This is a genomic window from Streptomyces sp. DSM 42067, from assembly GCF_055792885.1.
This window is the reverse complement of sequence record NZ_CM147706.1, coordinates 863,044-889,152: the sequence shown is the minus strand read 5'-3', so window position 1 is coordinate 889,152 and position 26,109 is coordinate 863,044. Positions and strand designations below refer to the sequence as shown.

The following is a 26,109-nucleotide window of genomic DNA, read 5'->3' as shown; positions in this document are numbered from 1 at the left end:
GAATCATGCCGACTCTGCTCCAACTGCACGGTCCCGCTCCGACCAGCCGGGACGCCTGGGCCGACGCCCTGGTCGCGATCGCCGCCCCGGCCACCCGGCTGGCAGCGCTCGGCCCCGGACGCCAGCCGGTGCACGGCAGCACCAACGACCCGGGCGCCACCTGGTTCGAGCTGGTCGCCCGCCCGCTGTGGGGCCTGGCCGCCCACGCCGCCGGCGGGCTGACCGGCGCGGAAACCCAGTGGGACCAGGCGCGTACAGCTCTGGCCGCCGCGGTCGATCCGGACCATGCCTGGTACATCGGCCCACCGATGGACCTGGAGCAGCGCGTGGTCGAATCCGCCGCGGTCGGCTACGCCCTGGCGGAGGCCCCGCAGTACCTGTGGGATCCGCTGAGCGCCGGGCAGCAAGAGCGCCTGGCGGACTGGCTGTCGGCGGCCGCGCTGACCCGCCCGCACGAGAACAACTGGCGCTTCTTCCCCGTGCTTGCCGCGGCCGGGCTGCGTGCCGTGGGCGTGCCCGTCGACGAGGCGGTCGCGGACGCGCACCTGGACCGGATCGAGGACTTCGCCCTCGCCGACGGCTGGTACGCCGACGGCGACCACGGTGCACGCGACTACTACGTGCCGTTCGGCTTCCACTTCTACAGCCTGCTGCTCGCCTCGCTGAAGGCCGTGGACGACGAAAGGGCCGCGCTGTACCGCAGCCGCGCCTCCGAGTTCGCGGCGCAGTTCCAGCACTGGTTCGCCGCGGACGGCGCGGCGGTGCCCTTCGGCCGCAGCCTCGCCTACCGTTTCGCCCAGGGCTCATTCTGGTCCGCGCTCGCCGCGGCCGATCTGCCTGCTGTGGACTGGCCGGTGGCGCGGGGACTGGCGGAACGCAACCTGGCCTGGTGGTGGCGGCAGCCGCTCGCCGCCGAGGACGGCTCGCTGACCCCGGGTTACGGCTATCCGAACGCGGCAGTCGTCGAGGAGTACATCGGCGGCGGCTCGCCGTACTGGGGCACCAAGGTCTTCGCCGCGCTCGCAGCGCCCGCCGGCCATCCCTTCTGGACCTGCGACCCCTCCGGCCCGGCGCCGACAGAGACCATCAGTGTCCAGCCGGCCGCGGCGATGGTCCTCACCCGGGACGCGCACGGCGATGTCGTCGCGCTGGCCGGGCAGCGTCCGCCCGCCTTCAACCCACGTGGCGCGGCGGCCAAGTACGCCAAGTTCACCTATTCCTCCCTGGCCGGTTTCAGCGTCCCCCTCGACACGGCGAGCCTGCACCAGGGGGCCTTCGACAGCACCCTGGCGCTGTCCGACGACGGCACGCGATGGCGGACCCGGACCGACGGGGAGGCCGTCCTCGAGGGCGAGACGCTCATCGTGCGCTGGAGCCCCTGGCCGGACGTGGCCGTGGAGACCCGCCTGACCCCGGACGTCGGCGGGCACCTGCGCGAGCACCGCATCACCACCGCCCGCCCGCTGCACACGGCCGAGGGCGGTTTCTGCGTCCCGCTGCGCGCGCGTGGCCGCACACCTTCCGGAACCGTCGAGGAAAAGGGGTTCGCGAGTGCCGCGGCCGACGGGATCTCCAGCGAAATCGTCTGCCACTCACCGGGCGGCCGCAGGCGCGCCGGCGAGGCCATGACGCCGATGGCGGGCTCTCACCTGATGCATCCACGCACCGTCCTGCCCATGCTCCGCGGGACGCTGGAGCCGGGCGATCACATCCTGCGCTGCCGGGTCTCGGTCACCCGCGGCTGACGGGCGACGCCTCACGCCTCTTCCCGCTCAGGAGCGGGAAGAGGCGCCCGCTCTCCCATGGTGGAGGTCCTGACGCGCAGGGTGGGCATGAGGTGGACATGGCGCTTGATCGGGCCGTCCCCCGCGCGCATGCGCCGGAGCAGCATCTCCACCCCGGTGCGCGCGATGGCCCGTCGCGGCGGGGACACGGCGGTGATGGGGATGTCGGCGAGCGCGGCGAACACGTCGTCGTAGGCGACAAGGGCGACGTCGTCGGGTACGCCCAGGCCGCGGCTGAGCAACCGCTGTTGCACGGAGATCGCGACGTCGTCCGAATGGGCGAGGACGGCGGTCACCCCGGCTGACAGCGCCGCCTCCAGCACGTCGTCGAGCCCCTCCATGCTGAACATGTCGACCAGCGGGACGTCCTTGTCGAGCCCGATGGCGTCCGCGACCATCTGAAATCCGCGATGGATCAGGGCCGAGGTCGGCGTGGTCTGTGTGATGACCGCGATCTTGCGGTGGCCCAGCTCCGCCAGGTGCCGGAGGGCCTGGACCGCGCCCAACTCGTGATCGGATGCCACGTACTCGATTAAATCGACGTCCACCGGCTGGCGGCGTTCCACGAACACCACGGGCACGGGCAACGTCGGCGCCCACGCCGGTACGGGCGCGGCGGCGCTGGGCGTCAGCAGCAGCCCTTCGGCCCCGGCGTCCAGCAGCCTCTCGGCCTGGATCAGATCCTCCTGCTGATCGTGGCGGGAGACCCCCACGACGAGCCTGACATGGTGGGCAGCGGCGGCCGTCTGCGCGCCCCGGATCAGCTCGTGGAAGTAGAGGGTCGCCGCCGGGACCAGCATCCCGATGGCTCGCTGCTTGCCGGGCCTGGGCACGGCGGGCTCGACGGCCCCGGCGGGCGCGTCGTCGCCGGGCCGGGGCAGGACCGCGCCCCCGTGCACGCGCACGAGATCGCCGCGCTCGTGCAGCAGGGCGATGTCCCGGCGGATGGTGAGCTGAGCGACTTTGAACCGCTCCGCCAGCGCGGTCACCCGGACAGAGCCGTACCTGCGCAGGAGCTGAAGGATGGCGTCCTGCCTCTGGGTAGCGTGCATGTTCGACCCCCCGTCGGATGTTCATTCGTACGCACCTTACCGACCAGATCGCACACATGACAGCCCGTCTAGCTGCCGCATCAAACAAATAACGCCTGGTCAGAATGGGCCGTGAACACTTGATGTTCGTTCATGTTCGATGTTCGGATTGGCCCTTGCCGGTGCTCTGGACCGGCCCCCACAATCCACGGAAGCCGTGACCTGCCTCCCAGATGCTCGCGGATCACTCGTTCCCCACGTCTCTGATCAAGGAGAACCATGTCTCGCTCCCAGATTTCCCGGCGGCAACTGCTCCGCTGGGCGGGGACCTCCACCCTTGCCGTCTCCTCCGCCGGCGTCCTGGGCGCCTGCGCCACCCCTGGCGACTCCTCCACCGGAACCGCCGCGCCGAAGGGAGCGACCAGCAAGGCCAACCCGTTCGGTGTCGCCAACAGCGGCAACCTCGAGGCCGTGATCTTCAAGGGCGGGTACGGCGACGCCTACGCCACCAAGGTGCACCAGCCCCTGCTGCAGAAGGCCTTCCCCAAGCTCTCGATCAAGCACTCCAGCACCCCGAACATCGTCGAGACGCTCCAACCGCGCTTCGTCGGCGGCGACGTGCCCGATGTCAGCACCCTCCAGAAGCTCGACCTCGGCGCGCTGATCCAGTCCGAAGCGCTGACCGACCTGACCCCGCTGTTGGACGCCCCCACGGTGGACGACCCGGACACGAAGGTCCGCGACGTCCTGGCCCCCGGCGCGATCGAGGCAGGCACCGTCGACGGCAAGTTCTACCGGCTGATGTACGTGCAGACCGTCTACGGCCTCTGGTACGACGCCCAGCTGTTCCAGAAGAACGGCTGGCAGGTCCCCACCACCTGGGACGACTTCACCGAGCTGGCCGGCGAGATCAAGAAGGCCGGCATGGACCCCTTCGGCCTCGGCGGCAAGAACGCTGCGGACTACGCCTCGTTCGCCATCCTCACCCAGGCCGGGAAGGCCGGCGGGCTGGACGTCCTCAAGAACATCGACAACCTGGAGGACGGCGCCTGGAAGGAGGACGCCGTCATAGAGACGCTCACCGCGTGGAAGGAGTTCGCCCGTAAGTACGTCGACGCGCGGTACGCCGGGCTCATGCACACCGAGGCCCAGCTGCGCCAGGTCCAGGGCAAGCTCGCCCTCTACCCCTCCGGCAGCTGGCTGGAGAGCGAGATGAAGAAGGACACCCCGTCCGGCTTCACCTTCGCCATGATGCCGGTGCCGAGGCTGACCTCCTCCGACGCCCTGCCCGGGGCGGCCGTCCGCGCCACCGCGGGAGAGTCGTTCGGCGTCCCGGCCAAGGCGAAGAACCCCGGCGCGGGCATGGAGTACCTGCGCCAGATGGTCTCCAAGGCGGGTGCGTCCGGCTTCACCAAGCAGACGGGCGCGCTCACCGTCGTCAAGGACAGCTACGAGGGCCTCACGCTGACGCCGGGCACCAAGAGCGCCGCCGACGCGCTGGTGGCCGCCGGGAAGGACGTCTTCAACGTCCGTCTCACCGAGTGGTACGCGCCGATGAAGGAGGAGCTCATCTCCGCAACCCTCGCGCTGCTTTTCGAGGACACCACCCCGGCCGAGTTCGCCGACCGGATGGAGAAGAAGGCCGCGGCGGTCAAGGCCGACTCGTCCATCAAGAAGTTCTCTCGCTGAACCTGAACGGAGCGCGTTGATCATGCGGCACGGTAAGTATCCGTTCGTCATCGGGTTCTTGATCCCACCGGTGGCGCTCTACCTGGTCTTCGTGATCGGGCCGTACCTGCAGGCCTTCTACATCTCCATGACCGACTGGCGGGGTTTGTCACCCGAGGTCCGGCTCGTCGGGCTGGACAACTTCGCCCGGGTGTTCCAGGACGAGATGTTCTGGAAGGCGCTCAGGAACCACGGGCAGCTGCTGCTCACCGTGCCCCTGTTCACCATCGCGATCGCGCTGCTGTTCGCCTTCCTCCTCAACGTCGCGGGCGGCAGCGCGGGCAACGCGATACGGGGGCTGCGCGGCTCGACCATCTACAAGATCGTCTTCTTCTTCCCCCAGGTCCTGTCCATCGCCGTCCTCGGCGTGCTGTTCCAGCTGGTCTACCGGCCCGACGAGGGCGGCCTGCTCAACGGCCTCCTCGGCAAGGCCGGGATCGCCCCGGTCGGGTTCCTCACCGACCCCGACCTGGCGCTGTGGTCGATCATCGCGGTCATGGTCTGGTCCCACGTCGGCTTCTACCTGGTGCTCTTCTCGGCCGGCATGGCCGCCATCCCCAAGGAGCTGTACGAGGCCGCCGCGATCGACGGCGCCGGCCGGGGCAGGACGTTCTTCAACGTCACGCTCCCGCTGCTGCGCAACCACGTGCAGACCGGCTGGATCTACCTGGGCATCGGCGTCCTGGACTACTTCGTGCTGATCAAGGTGCTCTCGGTCGACGAGGGCGGTCCCGACGGGGCCACCACCGTGCTCGGTATGCAGGTCTGGAAGAGCGCCTTCACCAACTACAACTTCGGCTACGCCTCCGCTCTCGGGGTGGTGCTGTTCTTCATCGTGATGACCTTCGCCATGGTGACCATGCGTTTCACCAGCAACCGTGAAGAGACGGAGTTCTGACGTGGTATCGATGAGCGAAGTCCGGCCCCGCGCCGCGTCTCCCGAGCGGGCCGCGCGCAAGCAGGTCTCGGTCTACATGCGGCTCGCCCACGTGGGCCTCGCCTTCTGGGCACTGATCGTCATCGTGCCGCTGGTGTTCGTCTTCCTGGGGTCCTTCAAGAACAACACCGAGATCTTCGGTTCACCGCTGTCACTCCCGGGCGAGCTCCGCCTCGACAACTGGGTCCGCGCATGGCAGACCGCGCACGTGGGCCGCTACCTGCTCAACACGGTGATCGTGGTCACCGGCGGCGTCGCGCTGACGATGCTGCTCGGCTCCATGGCCGCCTACGTGCTCGCGCGCTACACCTTCCCCGGCAACCGCGCGGTGTACTACCTGTTCGTCGCAGGCATGACCTTCCCCATGTTCCTCGCCCTGGTGCCGCTCTTCTTCGTGGTGCGCAACCTCGGGCTGCTCGGCACGCACACCGGGCTGATCCTGGCCTACGCGGCCTACTCGCTGCCGTTCACGGTCTTCTTCCTGACCGCGTTCTTCAAGACGCTGCCCACAGGAGTGGCCGAGGCCGCGCTCATCGACGGCTGCTCACACGTCCGGATCTTCTTCCAGATCATGCTGCCGATGGCCAAGCCCGGGCTGGTCAGCCTGACCATCTTCAACGTCATCGGCCAGGCCAACCAGTACCTCCTGCCGCTGGCGCTGCTGCCAGGGGACGCCGAGGACAAGTTCGTCCTGACCCAGGGCATCAGCAACATCTCCGTCGAGGCCGGCTACCAGGCCGACTGGGGCGGGCTGTTCGCGGCCCTGAGCATCTCGATCATCCCCTTGCTCATCGTCTACGTCCTGTTCCACCGCCAGATCCAGTCCGGCCTCACCGCGGGGGCACTCAAGTGACGACCGCCGCCATCGCGTTGGCGCCCATGTTCCTGCCCGGCATCTTCCCGCCCGACCTGGTGGACCGTCTCGGCCGCCGGGTCCGGCTGGACTCTGCCGAACCGCTGACCCGGTTCGACACCGACGAGTCGCTCGCGCGGCTCGCCAAGGTGGAGATCCTCATCACCGGCTGGCGGTGCCCGCTCATCGACGCCGAGGTCCTGGACCGCGCGCCGAGGCTGCGCGCCGTCATCCACGCCGCGGGCACCGTCAAGCACCACCTCGCCCCGGCGGTGTTCGAGCGCGGGATCGCCGTCTCCTCCGCCGTCGCCGCCAACGCCGGCCCGGTGGCCGACTACACCATCGCCGCCATGATCCTGGCCGCCAAGCGCGTGTTCGCCCTCGCCCGCGACCCGCATACCGAACTCGACGAGCACAGCCCCGACGGGGTCGGCCTCCACGGCGCCACCGTGGGCATCGTGGGCGCCTCCCGCATCGGCCGCCTGGTCATCGAGAGGCTGCTGCCGCTGGGCGTGAACGTCCTGCTCACCGACCCTTATGTGACGCAGGAGGAGGCCCGGTCCCTGGGAGCGCGACTCGTCGATCTCGACACCCTGGTGTCGGCCGGCGACATCGTCTCGATCCACGCGCCCGAACTGCCCGAGACCCGTCACATGTTCGACGGCCGCAGGCTCGCCCTGCTCCGCGACGGCGCAGTCCTCATCAACACCTCGCGCGGCAGCCTCGTCGACACCGACGCCCTGACCAAGGAATGCGCCGCCGGGAGGATCGACGCAGTCCTCGACGTCACCGACCCCGAGCCGCTGCCCGCCGCCCACCCGCTGCGCTCGCTGCCCAACGTCCTGCTCACCCCTCACGTGGCAGGGGCTCATGGCCGCGAGCTGCGCCGACTGGGCGAGTTCGCCGTCTCCGAGGTCGAACGGTTCCTCGCCGGGCAGCCACTCGCAGGTGCCGTCCACGCCGACGACCTCGCCCGGATCGCCTGACCCCGCTCCATGACTCCAGGAGGCCCTTCTTGCCCGACACAGCCACCCTCGGCTTCAGCACACTGGGCTGCCCCGGGGCGAGCGTCCAGGACATCATCCGCATCGCGGACCAGAGCGGCTGCCGGGCCGTCGAACTGCGGGCAGCCGACCAGGAGCCCTTCTCCGTCGCGCTCGGCCCGGCCGAACGCCGCAGGATCGCCAACGAGTTCCGTGACGCCGGCATCGAGCTGATCAACGTCGCCTCCTACGTCCGGATGGCCGACGGCACGATCTCCGACGAGGCGTGCCTCGCCGATCTGCGCGAGCACTGCGCCCTGGCCCACGACCTGGGCGCCGCAGCCGTACGCGTCTCCCCGGGGCGGCCGAGCCGGGGCCCGCAGCCGACGACCGCGCGATACGGCGGCTCCGCGCGGCTGCCCGGACCAGCCCCGTCCTCCTCCTGCTGGAAACACACGACTCCCACCGGGGCGCCCGTGACGTCGCCCGTGTCCTGAAGCAGGTCGACCATCCCTCGGTCGGCGCGATCTGGGACGTACTGCACACCTGGCTCGCCGGGGAGAACCCCGACGAGTCGGCCGCGCTCCTTCGTCCCTGGCTCCGGCTCGTCCAGCTCAAGGACGTTCCAGGACGGCACGACCGGACCCCGGTCCTGCCAGGCGAGGGCGCGGTGCCGCTGGCAGAAATCCTCACCGCCCTCCACACCATCGGCTACCACGGACAACTCTCCCTGGAACTGGAGACCCGCTGGCACCGCGGCGGCCCACCACTCCTTGACGCACTCCGTCACCTACGGAAGCTGATGACGGTCCTGCCCGCCGATCCAGGGTCTTGATTTCTTCCGCTACCGCGGCCGCGGCTCGTGGTAGGTCAGGTGTGTCGAAGGGTTGCTGGAAGGCGCAGCACATTCGCTCCGGCCGGCAGACGGGTGCGCCCGCGACGATTTCCGCGGGCAGGAAGTCGCCGCTCGCCGATCCGTTCGGCTACGGGTTCCAGAGTTCCAGAGCCTTCGCCAGCACGCAGGGCCCCCCGGGCCACAGGCACGTTCTTCGAGCACCCCGCGACCGATCGTCCGCGCAATCCCCGTCAGGCCCACCCCGCCCCGGCCGCAGGCGCTGCCCATGAGCGCGACCGCGTCATACCCGCACGAGTGATCACCCGATGACCGCTGCCCGTACGCACAGCACATCCGGCAGATGTGAGGCCAACTGCCGCCAGCTGTCGCCGTCGTCGGCGGATGCGTACACCTCCCCGTTGCGATTGCCGAAGTAGATGCCCGCCGGGTTCGCTCCGTCCGTGCACATGGCGTCCCGGAGCACCGTGCCGTAGTGGTCGCCCTCGGGGAGGCCGGCGGACAACGGTTCCCAGTTCTTGCCGGCGTCGGCTGTGCGGTAGACACGACAGCGGCGGCCGGCGGGCACACGGTCCGAGTCGGCGTTGATCGGGAAGACGTACGCCGTGTCCGCGCGGTGCGGATGGGACACCGCGGCGAAGCCGAAGGTGGACGGGAGGCCCTCGCCGATGTCGGACCAGTGCGCGCCCGCGTCGTCGCTGCGGTACACCCCCCAGTGGTTCTGCAGATACAGCCGGTCGGGGTCGGTCGAGTCCTGTGCGATCTTGTGCACGCACTGGCCGAACTCAGGGTTCGGGTCGGGCAGGAACACCGCCGACACACCGGAGTTGGACGGCGACCAGCTCTCGCCGCCGTCCTCGGTGCGGAAGACGCCGGCCGCGGAGACCGCGACCGTCACGGCACGCGCGTCACGCGGATCGGTGACCACGGTGTGCAGCCCCTCGCCACCACCGCCCGGCGCCCACTTCGACCGCGTGGGGTGCTCCCACAGCGGCCTGATCAGTTCGAACGTCTCGCCCCGGTCCTCCGACCGGTACAGCGCCGCCGGTTCCGTGCCCGCGTACACCACGTCCGGCTCGGCGGCCGCCGGATGGAGCTGCCACACCCGCTCCAGCGAAGCGTCCGTGTCCGGCGGGAACTTGATGGCGGGCCGGGTCGGCTCCGTCCAGGTCGCGCCCAGGTCGTCGGAGTGGAAGACGGACGGGCCCCAGTGCGCACTGTCCCCGCCGACCAGCAGTCGCGGCACCCGCCCGCGCGTATCGATCGCGACCGAGTAGACGGCCTGCGCGTTGAAGTACGGACTGTCGTCGAACTCCCAGGCGCCACCGCGCCGATGCCCGATGAAGAGACCCTTGCGTGTGCCTACGGTGAGAAGTACGTCGGTCATGGCAGACCACCTCCGGGACGTCGTTGTCTCAGCTACGGGCCAGTCTGCACCCCACCACTGACAGTCAGCCCCACATGCGCTGTTTCCGCAGGTCGCACGGGCATGCTGAGCGCGCACCGCGCGACCGCGTCATACCCGCACAGGCCGCCATGCCGCACAGGCCCGCATGGCGCATGGCGGCGGGCCGACCGCCACCGGCGAGCGGCCCGCCGCATGGACCGACGAGTCCAGCGCGGATCTAGACCCGCTCTTCGTCGGTCTCCCGGACCTCCGCCTCGCCGGTCTCCCGGGCCTCCGCCGACTCCGTTCCGCCGACCGCCGAAGCCTCCGCCAACGCACCGCGGCCCACGTGGTTGAACAGCAGGTTCAGCACGATCGCCGTGATGCACCCGGCGCTGATGCCGCTGTCCATCACCGTCTGGAACCAGTCGGGGAACTGGTGGTAGATGTCCGGGACGCCGACCGGCAGCATGCCCACCGCGACCGACACCGCCACGACGGTCAGATTGTGGTTGCCCTTGAAGTCCACCTGGGCGAGCGTGCGCAGACCACTCGCCGCGACCGTCCCGAACATCACCAGACCCGCGCCGCCCAGCACCGGCGCCGGAATCGCCGCGACGACCGCGCCCAGCTTGGGGAGCAGCCCCAGCAGGACCAGGATGCCGCCCGCGGTGGCGACCACCCAGCGGCTGCGGACCCGGGTCATGCCGACGAGGCCCACGTTCTGTGCGAACGCCGTGTACGGGAAGGTGTTGAAGACACCGCCGAGGACCGTCGAGAGTCCGTCGGCGCGGAGTCCGTCGGCGAGCGTGCGCGGCTGGATCTTCCGGTCGGTCATTTCGCCGACCGCGATGAAGTCACCGGTGGTCTCGGTCATCGTCACAAGGCCCACGACCAGCATCGACACGATCGCCGACGCGTGGAAGGTGGGTGCGCCGAAGTGGAACGGCGTGCTGATCCCGAACCAGTCGGCCTCGCCGACCCCGCCGAAATCCGTGAAGCCGAACGGCACCGCGACCGCCATGCCGACGGCGATGCCGACCAGGACCGCGATCCGGCTCAGGAAGGCGGGCGCGAACCGCTGCACACCGAGGACGACGGCCAGTACGAAGGCCGCGAGCGCGAGGTTCTTCGGCTCGCCGAAGTCCTTCGCGCCGACGCCGCCGGCGGCCCAGTTCCCCGCCACGGGCAGCAGCGAGACGCCGATGATCAGGATCACCGTGCCGGTCACCAGGGGCGGGAAGAATCGCAGGAGCTTCCCGAAGACGGGCGCGAGCAGGATGATCGCGAGCCCGCAGACGATCACGGAGCCGTAGATCGCCGGCAGACCGCCGCCTGTCGTACCGATGAGCACCATCGGTGACACCGCCGCGAACGTGCATCCCTGCATGATCGGCAGACGCACACCGAAGCGCCAGAAACCCACGCACTGGATGAGCGTGGCTATGCCGCACAGCAGCAGATCCGCAGTGATCAGATACGCCAGATCCGCCGGTGGCAGCTTCATCGCACCGCCCACGATCAGCGGCACGGCGACCGCGCCCGCATACATCGCGAGGACGTGCTGCAGCCCGAAGGCGGCGAGTTGGCGGACGGGTGGGACCTCGTCGACGGGATGGACGGGTGGGGCTGTGGACGCCATGGGCACTCCAAGGGCCGGGGGGATGCGGGTGACTTGAACTGCGCGAGACCGTAATCGCCTTAAACAATTTGTTGATTACATGCTCGTTGCTGGGATGTGTCAAGGCTGCTGGACCCCGTCCGGCCTGCTCAGGTCCGCGGGCACGCAGGCGGCAGACGCCGGCGGCGTCCGCGCCGCGCGCAGGTTCGGCCGTTTTGTCGCCGAGATACCGTTCCCCGGGCCCCCGTTGCCGCGCTAGTGCCCCAACAGGCAACGTTCGCCCCGTCGCGAGCAAACGTTGCCTGCCGGGGCACTAGGGCCTGTGTCGGAAGTGGCGCCTGCCTCGCGGCGTCTGGCACGCACTCCCCCAGCTAACGCTGGGAGGTGCCCCCACGCCGCGTTGCCGGATTGCCCTAGTAGCTCCTCCCCCATTGCCTTAAGGGCATGGGAGGTGCCCCCATCGAGGACATTCCGACGCCTTGCGATCGCACGCACCAGACGCCGCGAGGCCCGCCCTTCGGGCGAACGACGCCACTTCCGACACAGGCCCTAGCGGGCAGCCGTAGCCCCCCGCGCCGCCTCCAGAAGTGAGTCCCAGTCAGGGATCTTCACCGGCCCGCGCCCGAGCGAGGCGCCGAGCTCGGCCTCCGCCCGTTCGATCGCCCGCCATCCGGACCACTCGACCGGCTGCAGACCGTCGGCGCGCAGGGCGTCGAGCGGATCGGGCAGCGCGCCCCGTCCGGCCAGGGCCGGTGCATCCTCGAGCAAAGAGGTCACCGTCTCCTTGGCGCAGGGGCGGTTGGTGCCGATGACGCCGGTCGGTCCGCGCTTGATCCACCCGGCGACGTACTCGCCGGGCGACACCTGGCCGTCGCGCAGGACACGCCCGCCCGTATGCGGCACGGTGCCCCGCTGGGAGTCGAAGGGCAGTCCGTCCAACGGCACTCCGCGGTAGCCGACGGAGCGCAGGACCAGCTGCGCCTCGATGTCCTCGTACCGGCCCGTGCCCCTCACCCCGCCAAGCCCGTCCGGCAGCGTGCGCTCGAAGCGCACCGCACCGACACGGCCCGCCGACTCCAGGAGCTCCACGGGACGGAGGAAGAACCGCAGATGGATCCGCCGGGCGCGCCCCTGCGGAGGCCGCTCGGCCCAGCCGCGCAGCACCTCGATGTTGCGCCGGTTCGCGGCGGGCAGCCCGGAGGGATCGGCGTACGCCGGGTCGAGTGCCAGTTCTTCGGGGTCCACGACGACATCGGCGTCCGGCAGCGACCCGAGCTCGCGCAGCTCCTTGGTCGTGAACTTGGCCTGCGACGGCCCGCGCCGCCCCACCATGCTGATCTCCCGCACGCGGCTGGCGCCCAGTGTCCGCAGTGCGGCCTCCGGCATGTCGGTGGGCCGCAGCTCGTCGGCGCCGCGGGCCAGCATGCGCGTCACGTCCACGGCCACGTTCCCGACACCGATCACGACGGCCGACTGCGCCCCCGCGACGAAACCGTCGGTCGTGGTGTCCGGGTGAGCGCTGTACCAGGACACGAACTCCGTCGCCGACCAGCTCCCGGGCAGCTCCTCGCCCGGCACGCCCAGCCTGCGGTCAGTCGAGGCGCCCACGCAGTAGACCACCGCGTCATAGAGCTCCCGCAGCCGCGCGGGAGTCACCCCGCCCGGACCCACCTCGACCCCGCCGAGGAACCGCACACGGTCGTCCTCCAGAACGGTCCGCAGGTTGTTCTGCAGGGACTTGATCTTCTCGTGGTCGGGGGCGACGCCATAACGCACGAGGCCGTACGGGCACGGCAGGCGGTCCAGCACGTCCACGCGGACGTCGGGGACCTGGTTCTGCTGGACGAGGCTCTGCGCGGTGTAGACCCCGCTCGGACCCGAGCCGATCACAGCGACCTGGAGCACGGCGGAGCTCCTTCCACGAGGGACGGCGGCACCTCATCGGCGAGGTGACTGCGCGTACCTCCAGCATCGCACCGCGGCACGCCCGAGGGGAGGTGCGCCGCACACCGGGGGGTACGGATCAGGACAGTTCACGCATCCGGTTGATCTCGCTGGTCTGCTGTGCGATCACATCATTGGCCATCTCTTCGACCTGGATGTTGTTGCCCTGTGCGAGCACGTCCGTGGCCATCGTGATCGCGCCGTCGTGGTGCGTGATCATCAGTTTGAGGAAGAGCTCGTCGAACGCCTTGCCCTTCGCCGCGCGCAACTCCTTCAACTGCGCCTCCGTGGCCATGCCCGGCATTTCCGCATGATCATGCTCCTGCGGCTGTTCCGAACCGTCGTGGGTCTTCAGCCAGCCCTTCATGGCGTTGATCTCCGGCAGCTGGGCGGCGGAGATCCGGTCCGCGAGCCGTTCCACCTGCGACGACCCGGCGCGCGTCGGCGCGAGGGCAGTCATCTCGAGGGCCTGGCTGTGGTGCACGATCATCATCTGCGCATAGGCGAAGTCGGCCGAGTTGGGGGAGTCGTCCGATCCCCTCTTCGCGGCGTCGGCGGCGGACAGCGTCTCGGCCGCCTCACCCGGCTTGCCGGGGGCTATGACGGAGGGACCGGCCGAGGGCTTCCCGGCGCCGTTCGCGGAGCCGTCGCCGGAGTCGCAGCCGCCCAGTGTCATGACGGCCACCGTCAGAGGGATGGCGATGACGGCAGCGCGCAAGGACGACATACGGCGGTAAAGCACTGCAACCTCCTGTGAATCATGGTGAGTTAGGGGACCGAAGTCCGTCCTAGCACGCTTCCGAGCACTGGCGATCAAGAAATTTCGTTACGAGTACATTGCACTCTGTTGATCTGTGCATGATGAAGACGATACTGCGGGGGTGCCTGAACCGTTCATCCGTGAACGGCATCTAGGGAGGATGCAGTGACCCTGTTGAAGAACCCCCGAACCCGCCGTAGACGCCTGGGAGTTGCCGCAGCCGCGGCAGGTCTCCTCGGCGCGCTGCTCACGGCCGGTCCCGCGGCTGCGACGCCCGACCCCGGCGATGCCCCGGCCGCGCCTGAAAGGGTGTCGAAGAGCGAGGCCGCCGACGCCGAGGCGGCCATCGAGAGCGGGGAGATACCCGGACAGGACGAGATCGTCCACTCCGCCAACATCGAACACCTCGTCAACATCCCCAAGGAGGCCCTGCCGGGCACGAATTCGGACCTGGCCTTCCAGGGCAACTACGCGTTCGCCGGCAACTACGACGGCTTCCGCATCTTCGACATCAGCAACCCGAAGGAACCGAAGTCGGTCTCCCAAGTGCTGTGCCCCGGCTCGCAGAACGACATCTCCGTGTCCGGGAACCTGCTCTTCCTCTCCACCGACTCCTCGCGCAGTGACAACTCCTGCAGCAGCACCACGCAGCCCGCGACCGAGAAGTCGTCCTGGGAGGGCATGAAGGTCTTCGACATCAGCGACAAGGCGAACCCGAAGTACGTCGCCGCCGTCGAGACCGCCTGCGGCTCGCACACCCACACGCTGGTTCCCGAGGGCAAGAACGTCTACGTCTACGTCTCCTCGTACTCGCCGAGCGCGACGTTCCCCGACTGCCAGCCGCCGCACGACGGCATCTCCGTCATCAAGGTGCCGCGCAGCGCGCCCGAGAAGGCCGCGATCGTCAACTTCCCCGTGCTCTTCCCGGGCGACGGCCCCGACGGCGGCGGCAACCCGGGCGCGCCCACCAACCCGGGCGTCTCCAAGACGACGGGCTGCCACGACATCACGGTCCTGCCCTCCAAGGACCTTGCTGCTGGTGCGTGCATGGGTGACGGCATCCTGTTCTCCATCGAGGATCCCGAGCACCCGAAGGTCATCCACCAGGTCCAGGACAACGTCAACTTCGCGTTCTGGCACTCGGCGACCTTCAACCAGACGACGGACAAGGTCGTCTTCACCGACGAGCTGGGCGGCGGCAGCGGAGCCACCTGCAACGCGGCCATCGGCCCGAACCGTGGCGCCAACGGCATCTACGACATCGTCGGCAAGGGCGACGAGAGCAAGCTGGTCTTCCGCAGCTACTACAAGATCCCGCGCCACCAGGCCGACACCGAGAACTGCGTGGCCCACAACGGCTCCATCATCCCCGTCAAGGGCAAGGACCTGATGGTCCAGGCCTGGTACCAGGGCGGCGTCTCGGTCTGGGACTTCACCGACTCGTCGAAGCCGAAGGAGATCGCCTACTTCGAGCGTGGGCCGCTCACCACGGACCGCATCGTCGTGGGTGGTTCCTGGTCGGCGTACTACTACAACGGCTACATCTACTCGAATGACATCGCCAAGGGCTTCGACGTCCTGAAGATCAGCGACAGGAGGACCGACCCGGCCAAGCACGTCCGTCTCGGCGAGCTGAACGTCCAGACGCAGCCGGACTACTTCGACTGATCAAGTTTGACGGATCAGCTCGACCAGTCAGTCCGACCGGCCGATTCGACCGGTCAAGGCGGTCGGCCGGCAGCTGATCAAGTCGAAGTGATCAGGTCGACTGGTCGACGGAATCCTGGCCGGCCGGGGACCGCCCCGTCACGATGATCGGGGCGAACTCCACGGCACGCGTCCCGCCGGGCGGCTCCTCGCCCGGCGGGACACCGAGCTCCCACTCCAGCCCGTACCGCTTGAACAACTCTGCCCGCAGCGTCGCCATGGGCATCGGCGCCCCCGGCATCAGCTCCGCGAACACCGCGCCCATCAGCAGGGCACGCAGCACCGGATAGTCGTGGTCCACATCCGCCGTCCCGTACCGCTGGACGGTGTCGCGCAGCAGTTCGGCGAGCCGCTGCTGCTCCGGGCACTGAATGAAGCCCTCCGCCTGCAGGATTCCCGCCATGTGGGACCGCATCAGCAACGGCCAGTCCTCGGCCAGCCCCAGAATCGCGTCGATGGCCCTGGCCATCCGCTCACGGCCGTCCTCGGTCCGCGGCTCCCGCTCGAGCGCAGCCTGGAGCGTACGGTGCATCAGCCGGTGCACGGCCGACTGCAGCAACTGGCGCTTCCCGGGGAAGTAGTAGGACACCAGGCCCCGCGCCGCCCCGGCCCGGTCCGCGATGTCGCCGAGCGTCGTCGCCTCGTATCCGCGCTCGCTGACCAGCTCGACCGTCGCCTGCAGCAGTCGCTCCCGGGATCGTCGGCGCAATTCTTCATTGACCGATGCGCTGCGCGGGGACATCCTGTACTCCTGCGTTGACTGGCTCCGAGCCAGTATACTCGGAGAGTCCGAAAGCAGCCGTAAAGCGGCCCTTTCGGGGTGGCTGTCCGCATGGGCGACGCGGGGGATCGTCCATGCGGACAGCGGCGCGTTCAGCCAGGTCGACATGGGCATCGCGGTGCGTTGTGCCCACGCTTCCGGTCTCGCGCGCGGGACCGCGGGAGGTGTGTTCCTGAAACGGCCGCGGGTGCTCGGGCTCCTGGACGGAATCGCCTGTGCGACACCTCAGCCGATCAGGTCCAGCACGGGTCGCAGCCCGTCAGGCCGGTCCGGCGCAGGCAGATGCTCCACGAAGTGCACCGCGCAGCCGAGAGCGGCCGCGCCACCGTCCGCACGCCGGTCGTCGCCGACCATGAGCGTGTCCTGCGGTGTGACGCCGAGCGCCTCGCAGGCCGTCGCGAACAGCCGCGGGTCCGGCTTCTGGATGCCGTGCTCGTACGACAGGACGTACGCGCCCACGTACGGGTCGAGGGCGTGTTCCCGGAAGATCGGCCGGAGGTCCCAGCCGATGTTGCTGACCACTCCCACGGCGATCCCGCGACCGCGCAGCGCCTGGAGCACCTCGGCGGCATCGGGATAGGGCGACCATGCGGCGGGAGTCATATGGCGGTCGTAGAGCGCGTCGTGCAGCGCCGGGTCGGGCAACGGCACCTGGCGGGAGAGCCCGGTGTATGCGGCCCGGTGCAGTTCGGCGGTCCTGTCCCGGGTGGCCCACGCCTTCGCGAGATGGTCGGGCACGTGCTGCGGAAACGACCCGCCGGCCAGGGCGCCGGCGGCCTCCAGGGCGGCGGCGGTGCGGAGCACCTCCGGCTCGGGAAGGACGATTCCCGCCTCGTCGAGCACGGCACGCAACCACGCTTCGCTGGACTCGATGCGGAACAGCGTCCCGGAGAAGTCGAACAACACGCCTTTGATCGTCATGGGCCTGATCCTTCGCGCCCCTGCCTCATCCGGTCAAGGACGGCCGGAGCCGCGCACCTCCTGAGCGCGTCCATCGCGCCACGTCGTGTGCCGCCCGGTCTTTTCCGGCACGTCATTTCCTTGCTGCATCACGTCCCCGTGCGGCATGCCGCTCCTGACCGGCATGACCCTCCCGTAGGACGTCACCGCGAGCGCCACCAGCAGGGCCCCGAGCAACCAGCCGCCCAGTACGTCCGTCGGCCAGTGCACACCCAGCCATACGCGGGTCAGCCCGACCCCGATGACGGAGAACAGGGCGAGCACCACCGCCGCGCGCCACAGGGCCCGCCCCGCGCCGTACAGCCGGACCAGCCACAGCAGCAGCCCGCACACGACCGTCGCCGTCATGGCATGGCCCGAGGGGAAGGCCGCGTAGTGGGCGGAGTCCACGGGGTCGGGCCACACGGGCCGTTCGCGGCCGACCGCAGCCTTGAGTGACTGCTGGATACATGTGCCGATTGCACATGTGGCTGCAACCCATAGGGCGAGCCACCATGCGCGGTGCCGCCAGGCCAGCCACACAGCGGTGGCGGCGCACAGGGCACGCATCGTCCAGGGATCCCACACCCAGTCCGTCAGAATGCGGTTGACCTGCGTGAGCTCCGGTTCGGCGACCGCCCAGCGGTGCGTCGTGCGGGAGATGCCGCCGTCGAGGTCCATGAGGGGCCCCCAGTGGAGCGTGACCAGCAGGACGAGCAGAACCGAGGAAACCGCAAGGGCCAGAGCGGCGCGCGCGGACCGGGTGTCGAGTGTGCGGTGTGTGCGGGCCGGGTCCTGAAGCGGTGCGGGGTGCATGGAGTGATACTCGCCGATGGCCCGGCCCGAAGGCCAACTCCGGGCAGTGTGGCCCGTGTCATCCCAGCGCGTGCAGGCCGGGCACGAACGTCACCAGCAGCGGCACGACGGGCACCAGGGCGGCGGCCGCGGTCAACTGCAGCCGGCGTCCGGCGGTCAGCCGACCCGGGGGAGCGAGCAACCGGTGCACCCGCTGCGGCACATGCGCCTCCGGAGCGGGGCAGGGGCCGAAGACACCCCGGTCCTCGTTCAGGCCGACCAGGGCAAGCGCGATCGTCAGCCGCCCGAAACGGCGCGACGCGACGTCGTCGGCCGCCAGTTCGACCAGCCGGTGCATCTCGTCCCGGAAGGCCGCGAAGACCGGTACTTGCGGAAAGCCGTTGGCCAGCGCGGCCGAGCAGTGAAGCAGCCAGTCGTGCCGGGCCTGCGCATGTCCCTGCTCGTGGGCGAGCACGGCGTCCAACTGACGCCCCTTCAACCGGCGCAACGCCGCCGTGGTGATGACCAGCCGGGGCGCCGCACCCGGCAGCCACCAGGCGTCGGGGCGCTGACCCTCCAGCACCACGAGCCGGTCACTGCCCGGCTCCTCGCCGGGCAGCAGCGGTGCACGGACGAGGAGTTCGGCCCGCCGCTTCCTGCGCCGCGCCCGCGCACGGGCGATCTCGCGGGTCAGCATCGCCGCGGTCCACACACCGCCGCAGGCGAGCAGTACGGCGATCGCCGCAGGCCATGGACCGGTGGCGCCGGGGGTGTACGCGGCCACGACCGCGTGCGGCGCCGGGGCGAACACATGACCGCGCACCGCCTGCCAGGCGACAGCGGCGCTGAGCGTCATCGAGAGGGCGCAGCACAGCAGGACGGCCGCCACGACGCACTGCCACACCCACAACGCGACCACCGGTTCGCGTTCCGCCCAGTCGGACCGGGCGAGCAGCCGCGGGGCCATGACGGCGGTCAGGGCGCCGAGCAGCAGCAGTGCCGCGGGGACCATCATGAGCGCCAGCCTATTCAGGGGGCGGTGCCCGAGGGTATGGGCCGTCGCCGCAAGTGACGTATGCCACGGGCGGATCCGGGACCTCCCGGACCGGAGAACAGGATTCAGAGCGTGAGCAGCATCGCCACCATGCCGATGCCCATGGACAGCCGGCACGCCCGGGCCAGCTCCGGCCGGTCGCCCCACGCGGCCGGCGCGGAACCACGGCCGCCGTGACCTTCTCCCAAGCTCTCGGCTTCGCCCGAGAAGGAGGGACCGCCGGCCGCCGCCACGGGCACGAGCCGGACGCCCGCCCACAGCACGTATCCGGCGAAGTAGAGCAGCAGTACGCCCGTGAGCAGCGGAACACCCGCGCCGCCATGACCGGCGTGCCCCTCGGGTCCGGCGGCCATCACCGCCGCCATGTACACCATGGCGAACGCGCCCACCAGGTGGTGCAGATGGTGCGGGCTCGTACGGGCCGCCCACAGAGCATGCAGCGCCGCGGCGCCGAACACCGCCGTGTAGAGGAGCCACGTCCAGGGCGGCGGGGTCACTGCGGCGGCGGGCACGCTCATCACGGCCATTCCGAAGCCCATGAGGGCTTCACCGCCCGCCGCTCGGCGCTGATCCTCCACGCCGCTGCGCATGCGGAGCAGACAGTACGCCCCGGCCGCCGCACACAGCGCGACGAGCAGCCAGCCGGACGATGCCGGTCCGTGCACGGAGCACCTCCCCCGCTCGACGATGTCGGCGAGTAGATGCCCCTGGGCTGCGGGGGCGCATGCGAGCGCACAGGGGTATTGGGGGAGCACTCGGCAGGGAGAGGGCGAGGGGAGGGGGGCCGATCGGTTTCTGGATGTTTTTCTTGTAAAACACTTGCTAAACTTGTCTCCATGAGCAGCGCACCCCGTCACCACCAGCCTCGACGTGCCCACCGGCTGCCGCTTGCCGGTGTCCTGCGCCTCGGCAAGGCGCCCGACATCTGGTTCAAGCGGGCCTGGAGCGTCGCGATCTCGGCCGCGATCCCGATCCTCACGCTGCTGGCGCTCGACCGGCTCGATCTCGCCATGTACACCATGGCCGGTTCGTTCTGTGCCCTCTACGCGCACAATCGCCCCTACGCCGCACGCGCGCGTGCCCTCTTCTGGGTCGTCGTCGGCATGGTCGCGGGGCTCGCCGTCGCCCTGGTCACCGCCTCGCTCACAAGTTCCGCGGTGGTGCTGGTGACGGTAGGAGCGGTACTCGCCGCCGCGCAGAAGATCCTCTGCGATGCGACGCGTCTCGGCCCGCCCGGCTCGGTGATCTTCACTTTCGTCACCTCCGCCTCGCTGTTCGCTCCGCAGACGCTCGGACAGGTGCCCGGCCATCTCGCGCTGGCAGCCGGTGCCGGCGTCGTCTCGTGGCTGATCGGCATGGCACCCGCCCTGGTCCGGCCGCACGGTCCCGAGCGCCGCGCCACCGCCGACGCCCTGAATGCCGCAGCCGTCTACGTCGACACCCAGGGCACGGCCGCCGGGCATGAACGCGCGCGGAGCGCCGGTGCCGCCGCCATCCACGCGGCCTGGGAGTCGCTGATGGCCACCGGCGAGCGCACCGCGGCGCGGCGCGCCCTCGAACTCCTCGTCGTCCGCGCCGAGGTCGCTCTGGCCGCGCCCACGGCCACGGACGCCGTACAGCTGCGCGCCTGGGCCAGGGCACTGCGCGGGAGCGGCGCGGTACCCCGCCCCCCGGTCACGATCGGCGCCGCCGACGAACTCCTCGGCGTCGACGCCGAGGCCGCGGGCGCGAAGCCCTCGCTGTGGCGCCGCATCGGCGCCGGCTCGCCGCTGCTGCCCATCGCCCTGCGCTGCGCCATCGGCTGCGCGGTCGCCGGATATGCGTCACTCGCCCTCGGCATCGGGCGCCCGTACTGGGCCATCGTCACCGCGGCCTCCCTCTACCAGGCCAATGTCACGCTGTCCTGGAAGCGGGGCGTGCAGCGCGTCGTCGGCAATCTCGTCGGTGTGCTGCTGTTCGCGGCGATCGTGCCGGTCGCTCACCTCGGCCAGGCGGCGCTCGTCGTCTGCTTCCTGGTCATCAGCTGGGTCGTCGAGTGGCTGATGGGCCGCAACTACTGGCTCGGCAGCGCGTTTGTGACGCCCATGGCACTGCTCATCACCGAGTTCGCGCAGTTCCAGCAGACCGGCGAACTGGTCGTCGACCGAGTCGTGGACACGCTGGTCGGCGCCCTGGTCGGCATGGCCGCCGCCATCGCCGTCACCAACCGGCGCGCCGGCGACCAGATCGAGCGCGCCCTGACAGCCACCGACAGCGCCCGCGAACACGCCGAGCGCACCCTGGCCGACCCCCACCCCGCGCCCGGCGCCCTGGAAACAGCCCGCCGAGGGCTCGCCGCAGCCGTCGTCGCCCTGCGCGACGCAGCCGACGCCGCCGCAGGAGAATGGTGGCAGCGCGCGCTGCCCATGGAGCAGGTGGTCCTCGCCGAGCAGGCCGGACACCGCACGCTTGCCGCCTTGGTACGGCGGCAGGGCCTGCACGCATCGGAAGGTTCACGGACATGACGACAACGAACGGCCGTACGGCGGCCGACGACACCGTCGCCGTGGTGGTGCGGCAGTGGCAGGCCGTCCATCCCGGCACGGACACCGGACCCATGGAGATCATCGGCCGCATCAACCGCTGTGCGGCGCTGCTGCAGCAGGCCGAGGACGCGCCGCTGCGGCGGGCCGGACTCACCCGCCCCGAGTTCGACCTCCTCGGCGCACTGCGCCGCACGGGCCGCGACCTGACGCCGAGCGGGCTCGCACGCGAGACCTTCTCCTCCGGTGCCGCTGTCACCAAGCGCCTCAAGCAGCTGCAGGAGCGCGGTCTCATCGAGCGGCACGGCGACGTCCGCGACCGGCGCGTCGCCCATGTGACGCTGACGGACGCGGGCCGCGACCTGGTCGACTCGATCCTCCCCGTGCAACTCGGCTACGAGAAGGACGTCCTCTCCGGCCTCGACCCCGCGGACCAGCGGGAGCTGAGCGCCCGCCTGGGAGAGCTGCTCCGCCGCCTGGAGGGGGCGCTGGGCGGGCCCCGCGCCTAAGCGCTCCGCTGGAAGTCCGGTGCAACACCTGCGGGTCCGTCGTGGCTGGTCGCGCAGTTCCCCGCGCCCCTTACGGGGCGCGGTACCGCACCAGACTTCGCCAAGGCCGCTTAGTCCCGGCGCCACAGAAGCGACTGATGCCGGGGCCGGCGCCTGAGGCCTGCCGGGGCGTGAAGCCAGAACCGAGCGGCCCGAGTGGTCAGATGCCCGGACGGTAGCGGATCGGGTGATCGGCGGGGACTTCGACGATGCAGATCCTGATACCGTCGGGGTCGGCGATCCACATCTCGATCAACCCCCACGGCTCCTTCTGCGGTTGCCGCAGCACGTCGACGCCGCGCTCCTTGAGCTGGTCGTGGGCCGCGGCCGCGTCCGCGACCTGCATCCACAGCTCCACTCCGGGGGACGGCGGGGAATCGGAGCGGCCCGAGACCTCGAGGAAACCGCCGCCGAGGAAGTAGACCGTGCCGCGCTCGGGCCCCGTGCCGAACTCGCGGTAGACGCCCAGACCCAGCTGCTCGCCGTAGAAGGCCCGTGAACGCTCGGGATCGGTCGGCCGCAGCAGGATTCTGCTGCTCAGTACATGCACCATGCCGACGCACCCTAGCCGCCGCGTTAGGCTCAACGGAGCCCCGGCAGCACCAGAGATCGGAGAACCGCCCCATGGAGACCGCCCCGCGCCCCGACACCGGCGACCTCGTATTCAGGGCGGCCACCGACGCCGACGTGGACGCGCTCGTCGCGCTCATCGAATCGGCGTACCGCGGGGACTCCAGCCGGGGCGGCTGGACGACCGAGGCGGACATCCTCGAAGGTCAGCGCACCGACCCTGAGGGCGTCCTCGCCGTCATCAAGTCGCCCGACAGCCGGCTGCTGACCGTCGAGCGCGACGGCGCGATCATCGCCTGCTGCCAGCTGGAGCACCGGGGTGCGAGCGCCTACTTCGGGATGTTCGCCGTCCGGCCCGATCTGCAGGGCGGCGGGCTGGGCAAGGTGATCATCGCCGAGGCGGAGCGGACCGCGCGCGAGGAGTGGGGCGCGACCGAGATGCACATGACGGTGATCTCGGTGCGCGAGGACCTCATCGCCTGGTACGAGCGGCGCGGCTACCGCCGTACGGGTGAGATGACGCCCTTCCCGTACGGCGACGAGCGGTTCGGCATCCCCCAGCGCCCGGACCTGCAGTTCGAACTGCTGGTCAAGCCGCTCGGCTGACCCTCACAACAGCGAACCGGCCGGTTCGCACGGCCTCACCCCGGGGTGGCGGTCACGCGGTGAACCGGCCCGTGCGCTTGATCTCCGGGTAGTCGGTGGTCGCCCCGTCCAGCTCGAGGGCGCGCACCAGCCGCAGATGCTCCTGGGTGTTCACGACCCAGCCGATGATCCTCAGGTCGGCCTTGCGCGCGCGCTCCACGATCTCCAGGGTGATGCGGCGGATGTTCAGCACGAGCGCGGCGGCACCGACCGCCGTGGCCCGCTCCACGACGTCGGTGCCGTAGCGGCTGGCGACGAGCGCCGTCCGTACGCCCGGGACGAGACGCGAGATCTCGGCGATGGCCTCGTCGTGGAACGACAGCACCTCGACCCGCGATACGAGGTCGCGCCGGTGCATGACCTCTGCCAGTGCGCGGGCCGCGGCCACATCCTTGATCTCTGCCTGCAGAGGTGACTTGACCGCGTCCAGCACCTCTTCGAAAACGGGGATGCGCTCGCCGCCGCCCGCGTCCAGGGCGCGCAGCTCGTCGAGGGTCTTCTCGGCGATCGGCCCCTTGCCGTCGGTCGTACGGTCCACGTCGGCGTCGTGCATCACCACGAGCGCGCCGTCCTTGCTGAGATGCAGATCGAGTTCGATCAGGTCGAGGCCCGCGTGTTCCGCGGCGATGAAGGAACGAAGGGTGTTCTCGGGCTCGACACCCATGATTCCGCGATGACCGATGGTGAGGAAGTTCAAGGGGGACTCCGCTTCCGTCGACGGCGGCTCGGCTACCGCGCGGCACCGTGCCCCCTCCATCGCAGCTCGGGGTAGGAGGCGCCGCGCGGCCAGATCGCAGCCTAACGGCCCGCCTCCACGATGGAACCGCTCCGACGCGGGTCGGTGGAAGCGTTCGCTCTGGTGCCGACGACCCCCAGGACGATCGCGGTGATGGCGGCGGCGACGAGGACGGTGCGGGTGCTCATGACTGCCGGGCTCCAAGGGTGTGAGGCGAGGGACGCGGCCTGTCCTACCGGCCGGTGCCCCACCGCCGCGTACCCGTCACTCCTGCGTGGGCGCGTCCTGAAAGGGTTGACGGCCGCCGGATCTGCTCGAACCGGAGGACTGCCCTGGACCCTCGGGCGCCGCGGAGATCATTCCGTTGAATATGTCACAAACCGCCTCCTGTGACGCGGTGCCACAGAAAAAAGAGCGGTGTAGGCAGGGGAACGCCGGAGGATCTACGGAACCCTCGCCTTGTGAGGCAAAGCGCTTATGCATATGGTGTGCCTACGCGAGGTTCTCCCGTAGAGGATGGGTTATGACGGAAATTCTTGTGCAGGCGGTCGTGGAGGGGCAGGATCCTTCCATGGGCAGGGTGGTGGAGCACCCGGCTTGGCCCGTGCTCAAGGATGCCGTGGAAGAGATACGGCCCTGGCAGGCCAAGGACGGTTCGATCGACTTCGCGGCCGACGGTGCGCCGTCGACGTTCGCGGCCGAACTCGCCGTGGACCGCGTGGTGTCGGCCATCGAGCAGCTCGCGCCGCTTCTGCCGCACGACGCCGAGTATCACCACGCCCTGGTCAAGGATCTGCGCCGCTGGGCCGAGGGCGGCTTCCAGGTCCCGGACTTCCTGGACTCGCTGCTCGCGTTCCAGCCGGCCGCACACCGCGAGGACGGGCTGCAGCACCTCGTGGTCTTCCCGATGTACACGCAGAACGGCAACCCGGACCGCAACCTCGAAGCGGTCGTGCTGCGCATGGTGTGGCCGGACTGGCTCGCCGAACTGGAGCGCACGCGCTACGACAACCCGCTGTTCTGCGGCATCACGTTCGAGGACTTCACCTCCGGCTACGACACCAACTCCGCGGTGCTCTTCCCGGAGACCATCGCCGTGCGTGAGGCGCCCGAGCGCTTCACCTGGGGCGGCATATTCTGCGACCGCGAGGCGGCCCGCTTCCGCCGGGTCACCGCCGCCGCGGTCGACATCCTGGGTCTCGACCTGCCCGACGACATCCGCGACATGGTCGCCGACCAGGACCGCTGCCAGCAGGCGTTCGTCCTGTGGGACATGGTCCACGACCGCACCCACAGCCACGGCGACCTGCCCTTCGACCCGTTCATGATCAAGCAGCGCCAGCCGTTCTGGATGTACGGCCTGGAGGAGCTGCGCTGCGACCTCACCGCCTTCAAGGAGGCCGTGAAGCTCGAGGCCGACGGCTTCTCGCAGGGCCGGGACGTGCAGTACGCGGTGCTGTTCGACCGTATGTTCCGCTTCCCGGTGACCGGCGAGCGCGTACGCAACTACGACGGCCTCGGCGGCCAGCTGCTCTTCGCGTACCTGCACAAGCACGACGTCGTGCGCTGGACGGACAACAAGCTGCACATCGACTGGGACCGCGCCCCGCAGGTCACCAACCAGCTGTGCGCCGAGATCGAGAAGCTCTACCGCGACGGCATCGACCGGCCGAAGCTGGTCCACTGGTTCGCCGGATACGAGCTGGTCTCCCGCTACCTCGCCCCGCACCCCGGATCGCGCTGGGCCAAGGGCCCCGACGCCCTCGACCTGAGGCAGCCGCCGCGCAAACTCGTGGATGACGTGCTTCCGGACGAGTTTCCGCTCAGCATGTTCTATGAGGCGCTCTCCAAGAAGCTGAAGGACGTGATCGCCTCCACCAAGGGGATCACGGCGGACGGCGCCGAGCGGGTCGCCGCGTGAGCGATCACGT

Annotated in this window: 25 protein-coding genes; 12 read left to right on the top strand and 13 right to left on the bottom strand. The window is 69.9% G+C overall.

Translation table 11 applies throughout. The features are described 5' to 3' along the window. Positions 1–5 precede the first annotated feature (5 nt). Entirely contained in the window at positions 6–1,745 is a 1,740-nt protein-coding gene (locus ACSMXV_RS04405; protein ID WP_473176387.1) for a DUF2264 domain-containing protein, read from the top strand. An 11-nt stretch (positions 1,746–1,756) separates the two neighbouring features. On the opposite strand, the gene ACSMXV_RS04400 is transcribed toward ACSMXV_RS04405, so the two are convergent. Next, the gene (locus tag ACSMXV_RS04400) at positions 1,757–2,836 is read right to left on the bottom strand and encodes a substrate-binding domain-containing protein (protein WP_473176386.1); all 1,080 of its coding nucleotides are present in this window, start codon (positions 2,834–2,836) and stop codon (positions 1,757–1,759) included. 258 nt (positions 2,837–3,094) lie between these two features. Here ACSMXV_RS04400 and ngcE point away from each other — a divergent pair, with 258 nt between their 5' ends. Genes ngcE through ACSMXV_RS04370 form a run of 6 tightly spaced genes read left to right on the top strand, consistent with a single transcriptional unit; the run spans position 3,095 to position 8,151 of the window. Beyond that, positions 3,095–4,504 carry an N-acetylglucosamine/diacetylchitobiose ABC transporter substrate-binding protein gene (gene ngcE / locus ACSMXV_RS04395; RefSeq protein WP_473176385.1) on the top strand — a complete coding sequence of 470 codons (1,410 nt, stop codon included), beginning with the start codon at positions 3,095–3,097 and terminating at the stop codon, positions 4,502–4,504. Positions 4,505–4,526: 22 nt separating this feature from the next. Then, positions 4,527–5,441 carry a carbohydrate ABC transporter permease gene (locus tag ACSMXV_RS04390; protein ID WP_473176384.1) on the top strand — a complete coding sequence of 305 codons (915 nt, stop codon included), beginning with the start codon at positions 4,527–4,529 and terminating at the stop codon, positions 5,439–5,441. Positions 5,442–5,451: 10 nt separating this feature from the next. Then, positions 5,452–6,333 carry a carbohydrate ABC transporter permease gene (locus ACSMXV_RS04385; protein WP_473176383.1) on the top strand — a complete coding sequence of 294 codons (882 nt, stop codon included), beginning with the start codon at positions 5,452–5,454 and terminating at the stop codon, positions 6,331–6,333. Between the two features lie 26 nt (positions 6,334–6,359). Next, positions 6,360–7,319: a hydroxyacid dehydrogenase gene (locus ACSMXV_RS04380; RefSeq protein WP_473179233.1), complete on the top strand. Its 960-nt coding sequence runs from the start codon at positions 6,360–6,362 to the stop codon at positions 7,317–7,319. 29 nt (positions 7,320–7,348) lie between these two features. Further along, the gene (locus ACSMXV_RS04375; protein WP_473176382.1) at positions 7,349–7,813 is read left to right on the top strand and encodes a sugar phosphate isomerase/epimerase family protein; all 465 of its coding nucleotides are present in this window, start codon (positions 7,349–7,351) and stop codon (positions 7,811–7,813) included. Beyond that, a complete protein-coding gene (locus ACSMXV_RS04370) occupies positions 7,714–8,151 on the top strand; it encodes a sugar phosphate isomerase/epimerase family protein (protein ID WP_473179232.1) in 438 nt (145 codons plus the stop codon). The genes ACSMXV_RS04375 and ACSMXV_RS04370 overlap by 100 nt, the downstream gene beginning before the upstream one ends. A 319-nt stretch (positions 8,152–8,470) precedes the next feature. On the opposite strand, the gene ACSMXV_RS04365 is transcribed toward ACSMXV_RS04370, so the two are convergent. The 4 genes from ACSMXV_RS04365 to ACSMXV_RS04350 all read right to left on the bottom strand — a co-directional run bounded on the left by ACSMXV_RS04365 (position 8,471) and on the right by ACSMXV_RS04350 (position 13,863). Continuing rightward, on the bottom strand, positions 8,471–9,556 hold the full coding sequence (locus ACSMXV_RS04365) for a WD40/YVTN/BNR-like repeat-containing protein (RefSeq protein ID WP_473176381.1): 1,086 nt from the start codon (positions 9,554–9,556) through the stop codon (positions 8,471–8,473). 238 nt (positions 9,557–9,794) lie between these two features. After that, a complete protein-coding gene (locus ACSMXV_RS04360; protein ID WP_473176380.1) occupies positions 9,795–11,198 on the bottom strand; it encodes a nucleobase:cation symporter-2 family protein in 1,404 nt (467 codons plus the stop codon). Positions 11,199–11,726: 528 nt separating this feature from the next. Beyond that, complete coding sequence (locus ACSMXV_RS04355) at positions 11,727–13,082, bottom strand: FAD-dependent oxidoreductase (protein ID WP_473176379.1); 1,356 nt, start codon at positions 13,080–13,082, stop codon at positions 11,727–11,729. A gap of 118 nt (positions 13,083–13,200) precedes the next feature. Beyond that, positions 13,201–13,863: a DUF305 domain-containing protein gene (locus ACSMXV_RS04350; protein WP_473176378.1), complete on the bottom strand. Its 663-nt coding sequence runs from the start codon at positions 13,861–13,863 to the stop codon at positions 13,201–13,203. Between the two features lie 183 nt (positions 13,864–14,046). Between ACSMXV_RS04350 and ACSMXV_RS04345 the strand changes: the two genes are divergently transcribed. Further along, positions 14,047–15,549, top strand: coding sequence for an LVIVD repeat-containing protein (locus tag ACSMXV_RS04345; RefSeq protein WP_473176377.1), 1,503 nt, complete (start codon positions 14,047–14,049; stop codon positions 15,547–15,549). Positions 15,550–15,640: 91 nt separating this feature from the next. On the opposite strand, the gene ACSMXV_RS04340 is transcribed toward ACSMXV_RS04345, so the two are convergent. From ACSMXV_RS04340 to ACSMXV_RS04320, 5 genes are all read right to left on the bottom strand, one after another. Beyond that, positions 15,641–16,330: a TetR/AcrR family transcriptional regulator gene (locus ACSMXV_RS04340; RefSeq protein ID WP_473176376.1), complete on the bottom strand. Its 690-nt coding sequence runs from the start codon at positions 16,328–16,330 to the stop codon at positions 15,641–15,643. 264 nt (positions 16,331–16,594) lie between these two features. Further along, complete coding sequence (locus tag ACSMXV_RS04335) at positions 16,595–17,290, bottom strand: HAD family hydrolase (RefSeq protein ID WP_473176375.1); 696 nt, start codon at positions 17,288–17,290, stop codon at positions 16,595–16,597. Positions 17,291–17,323: 33 nt separating this feature from the next. Further along, on the bottom strand, positions 17,324–18,124 hold the full coding sequence (locus tag ACSMXV_RS04330; protein WP_473176374.1) for a phosphatase PAP2 family protein: 801 nt from the start codon (positions 18,122–18,124) through the stop codon (positions 17,324–17,326). Positions 18,125–18,182: 58 nt separating this feature from the next. Continuing rightward, the gene (locus ACSMXV_RS04325; RefSeq protein WP_473176373.1) at positions 18,183–19,118 is read right to left on the bottom strand and encodes a M56 family metallopeptidase; all 936 of its coding nucleotides are present in this window, start codon (positions 19,116–19,118) and stop codon (positions 18,183–18,185) included. A 104-nt stretch (positions 19,119–19,222) separates the two neighbouring features. Beyond that, on the bottom strand, positions 19,223–19,822 hold the full coding sequence (locus tag ACSMXV_RS04320; RefSeq protein ID WP_473176372.1) for a DUF5134 domain-containing protein: 600 nt from the start codon (positions 19,820–19,822) through the stop codon (positions 19,223–19,225). 171 nt (positions 19,823–19,993) lie between these two features. Here ACSMXV_RS04320 and ACSMXV_RS04315 point away from each other — a divergent pair, with 171 nt between their 5' ends. Together ACSMXV_RS04315 and ACSMXV_RS04310 are read left to right on the top strand one after the other, a co-directional pair. Then, positions 19,994–21,661 carry an FUSC family protein gene (locus ACSMXV_RS04315; RefSeq protein WP_473176371.1) on the top strand — a complete coding sequence of 556 codons (1,668 nt, stop codon included), beginning with the start codon at positions 19,994–19,996 and terminating at the stop codon, positions 21,659–21,661. After that, entirely contained in the window at positions 21,658–22,188 is a 531-nt protein-coding gene (locus ACSMXV_RS04310) for a MarR family winged helix-turn-helix transcriptional regulator (RefSeq protein ID WP_473176370.1), read from the top strand. The genes ACSMXV_RS04315 and ACSMXV_RS04310 overlap by 4 nt, the downstream gene beginning before the upstream one ends. A gap of 199 nt (positions 22,189–22,387) precedes the next feature. Here ACSMXV_RS04310 and ACSMXV_RS04305 read toward each other — a convergent pair whose 3' ends face one another. Beyond that, positions 22,388–22,780, bottom strand: coding sequence for a VOC family protein (locus tag ACSMXV_RS04305; RefSeq protein WP_473176369.1), 393 nt, complete (start codon positions 22,778–22,780; stop codon positions 22,388–22,390). Between the two features lie 71 nt (positions 22,781–22,851). On the opposite strand from ACSMXV_RS04305, the gene ACSMXV_RS04300 reads away from it, so the two are divergent. After that, positions 22,852–23,403, top strand: a complete 552-nt coding sequence (locus ACSMXV_RS04300; RefSeq protein ID WP_473176368.1) for a GNAT family N-acetyltransferase — start codon at positions 22,852–22,854, stop codon at positions 23,401–23,403. Between the two features lie 52 nt (positions 23,404–23,455). Here ACSMXV_RS04300 and ACSMXV_RS04295 read toward each other — a convergent pair whose 3' ends face one another. Next, positions 23,456–24,139: a glycerophosphodiester phosphodiesterase gene (locus tag ACSMXV_RS04295; RefSeq protein WP_473176367.1), complete on the bottom strand. Its 684-nt coding sequence runs from the start codon at positions 24,137–24,139 to the stop codon at positions 23,456–23,458. A gap of 101 nt (positions 24,140–24,240) precedes the next feature. Beyond that, complete coding sequence (locus ACSMXV_RS04290; protein ID WP_473176366.1) at positions 24,241–24,366, bottom strand: hypothetical protein; 126 nt, start codon at positions 24,364–24,366, stop codon at positions 24,241–24,243. Positions 24,367–24,701: 335 nt separating this feature from the next. On the opposite strand from ACSMXV_RS04290, the gene ACSMXV_RS04285 reads away from it, so the two are divergent. After that, the gene (locus tag ACSMXV_RS04285) at positions 24,702–26,099 is read left to right on the top strand and encodes a DUF6421 family protein (protein WP_473176365.1); all 1,398 of its coding nucleotides are present in this window, start codon (positions 24,702–24,704) and stop codon (positions 26,097–26,099) included. Positions 26,100–26,109 lie beyond the last annotated feature (10 nt).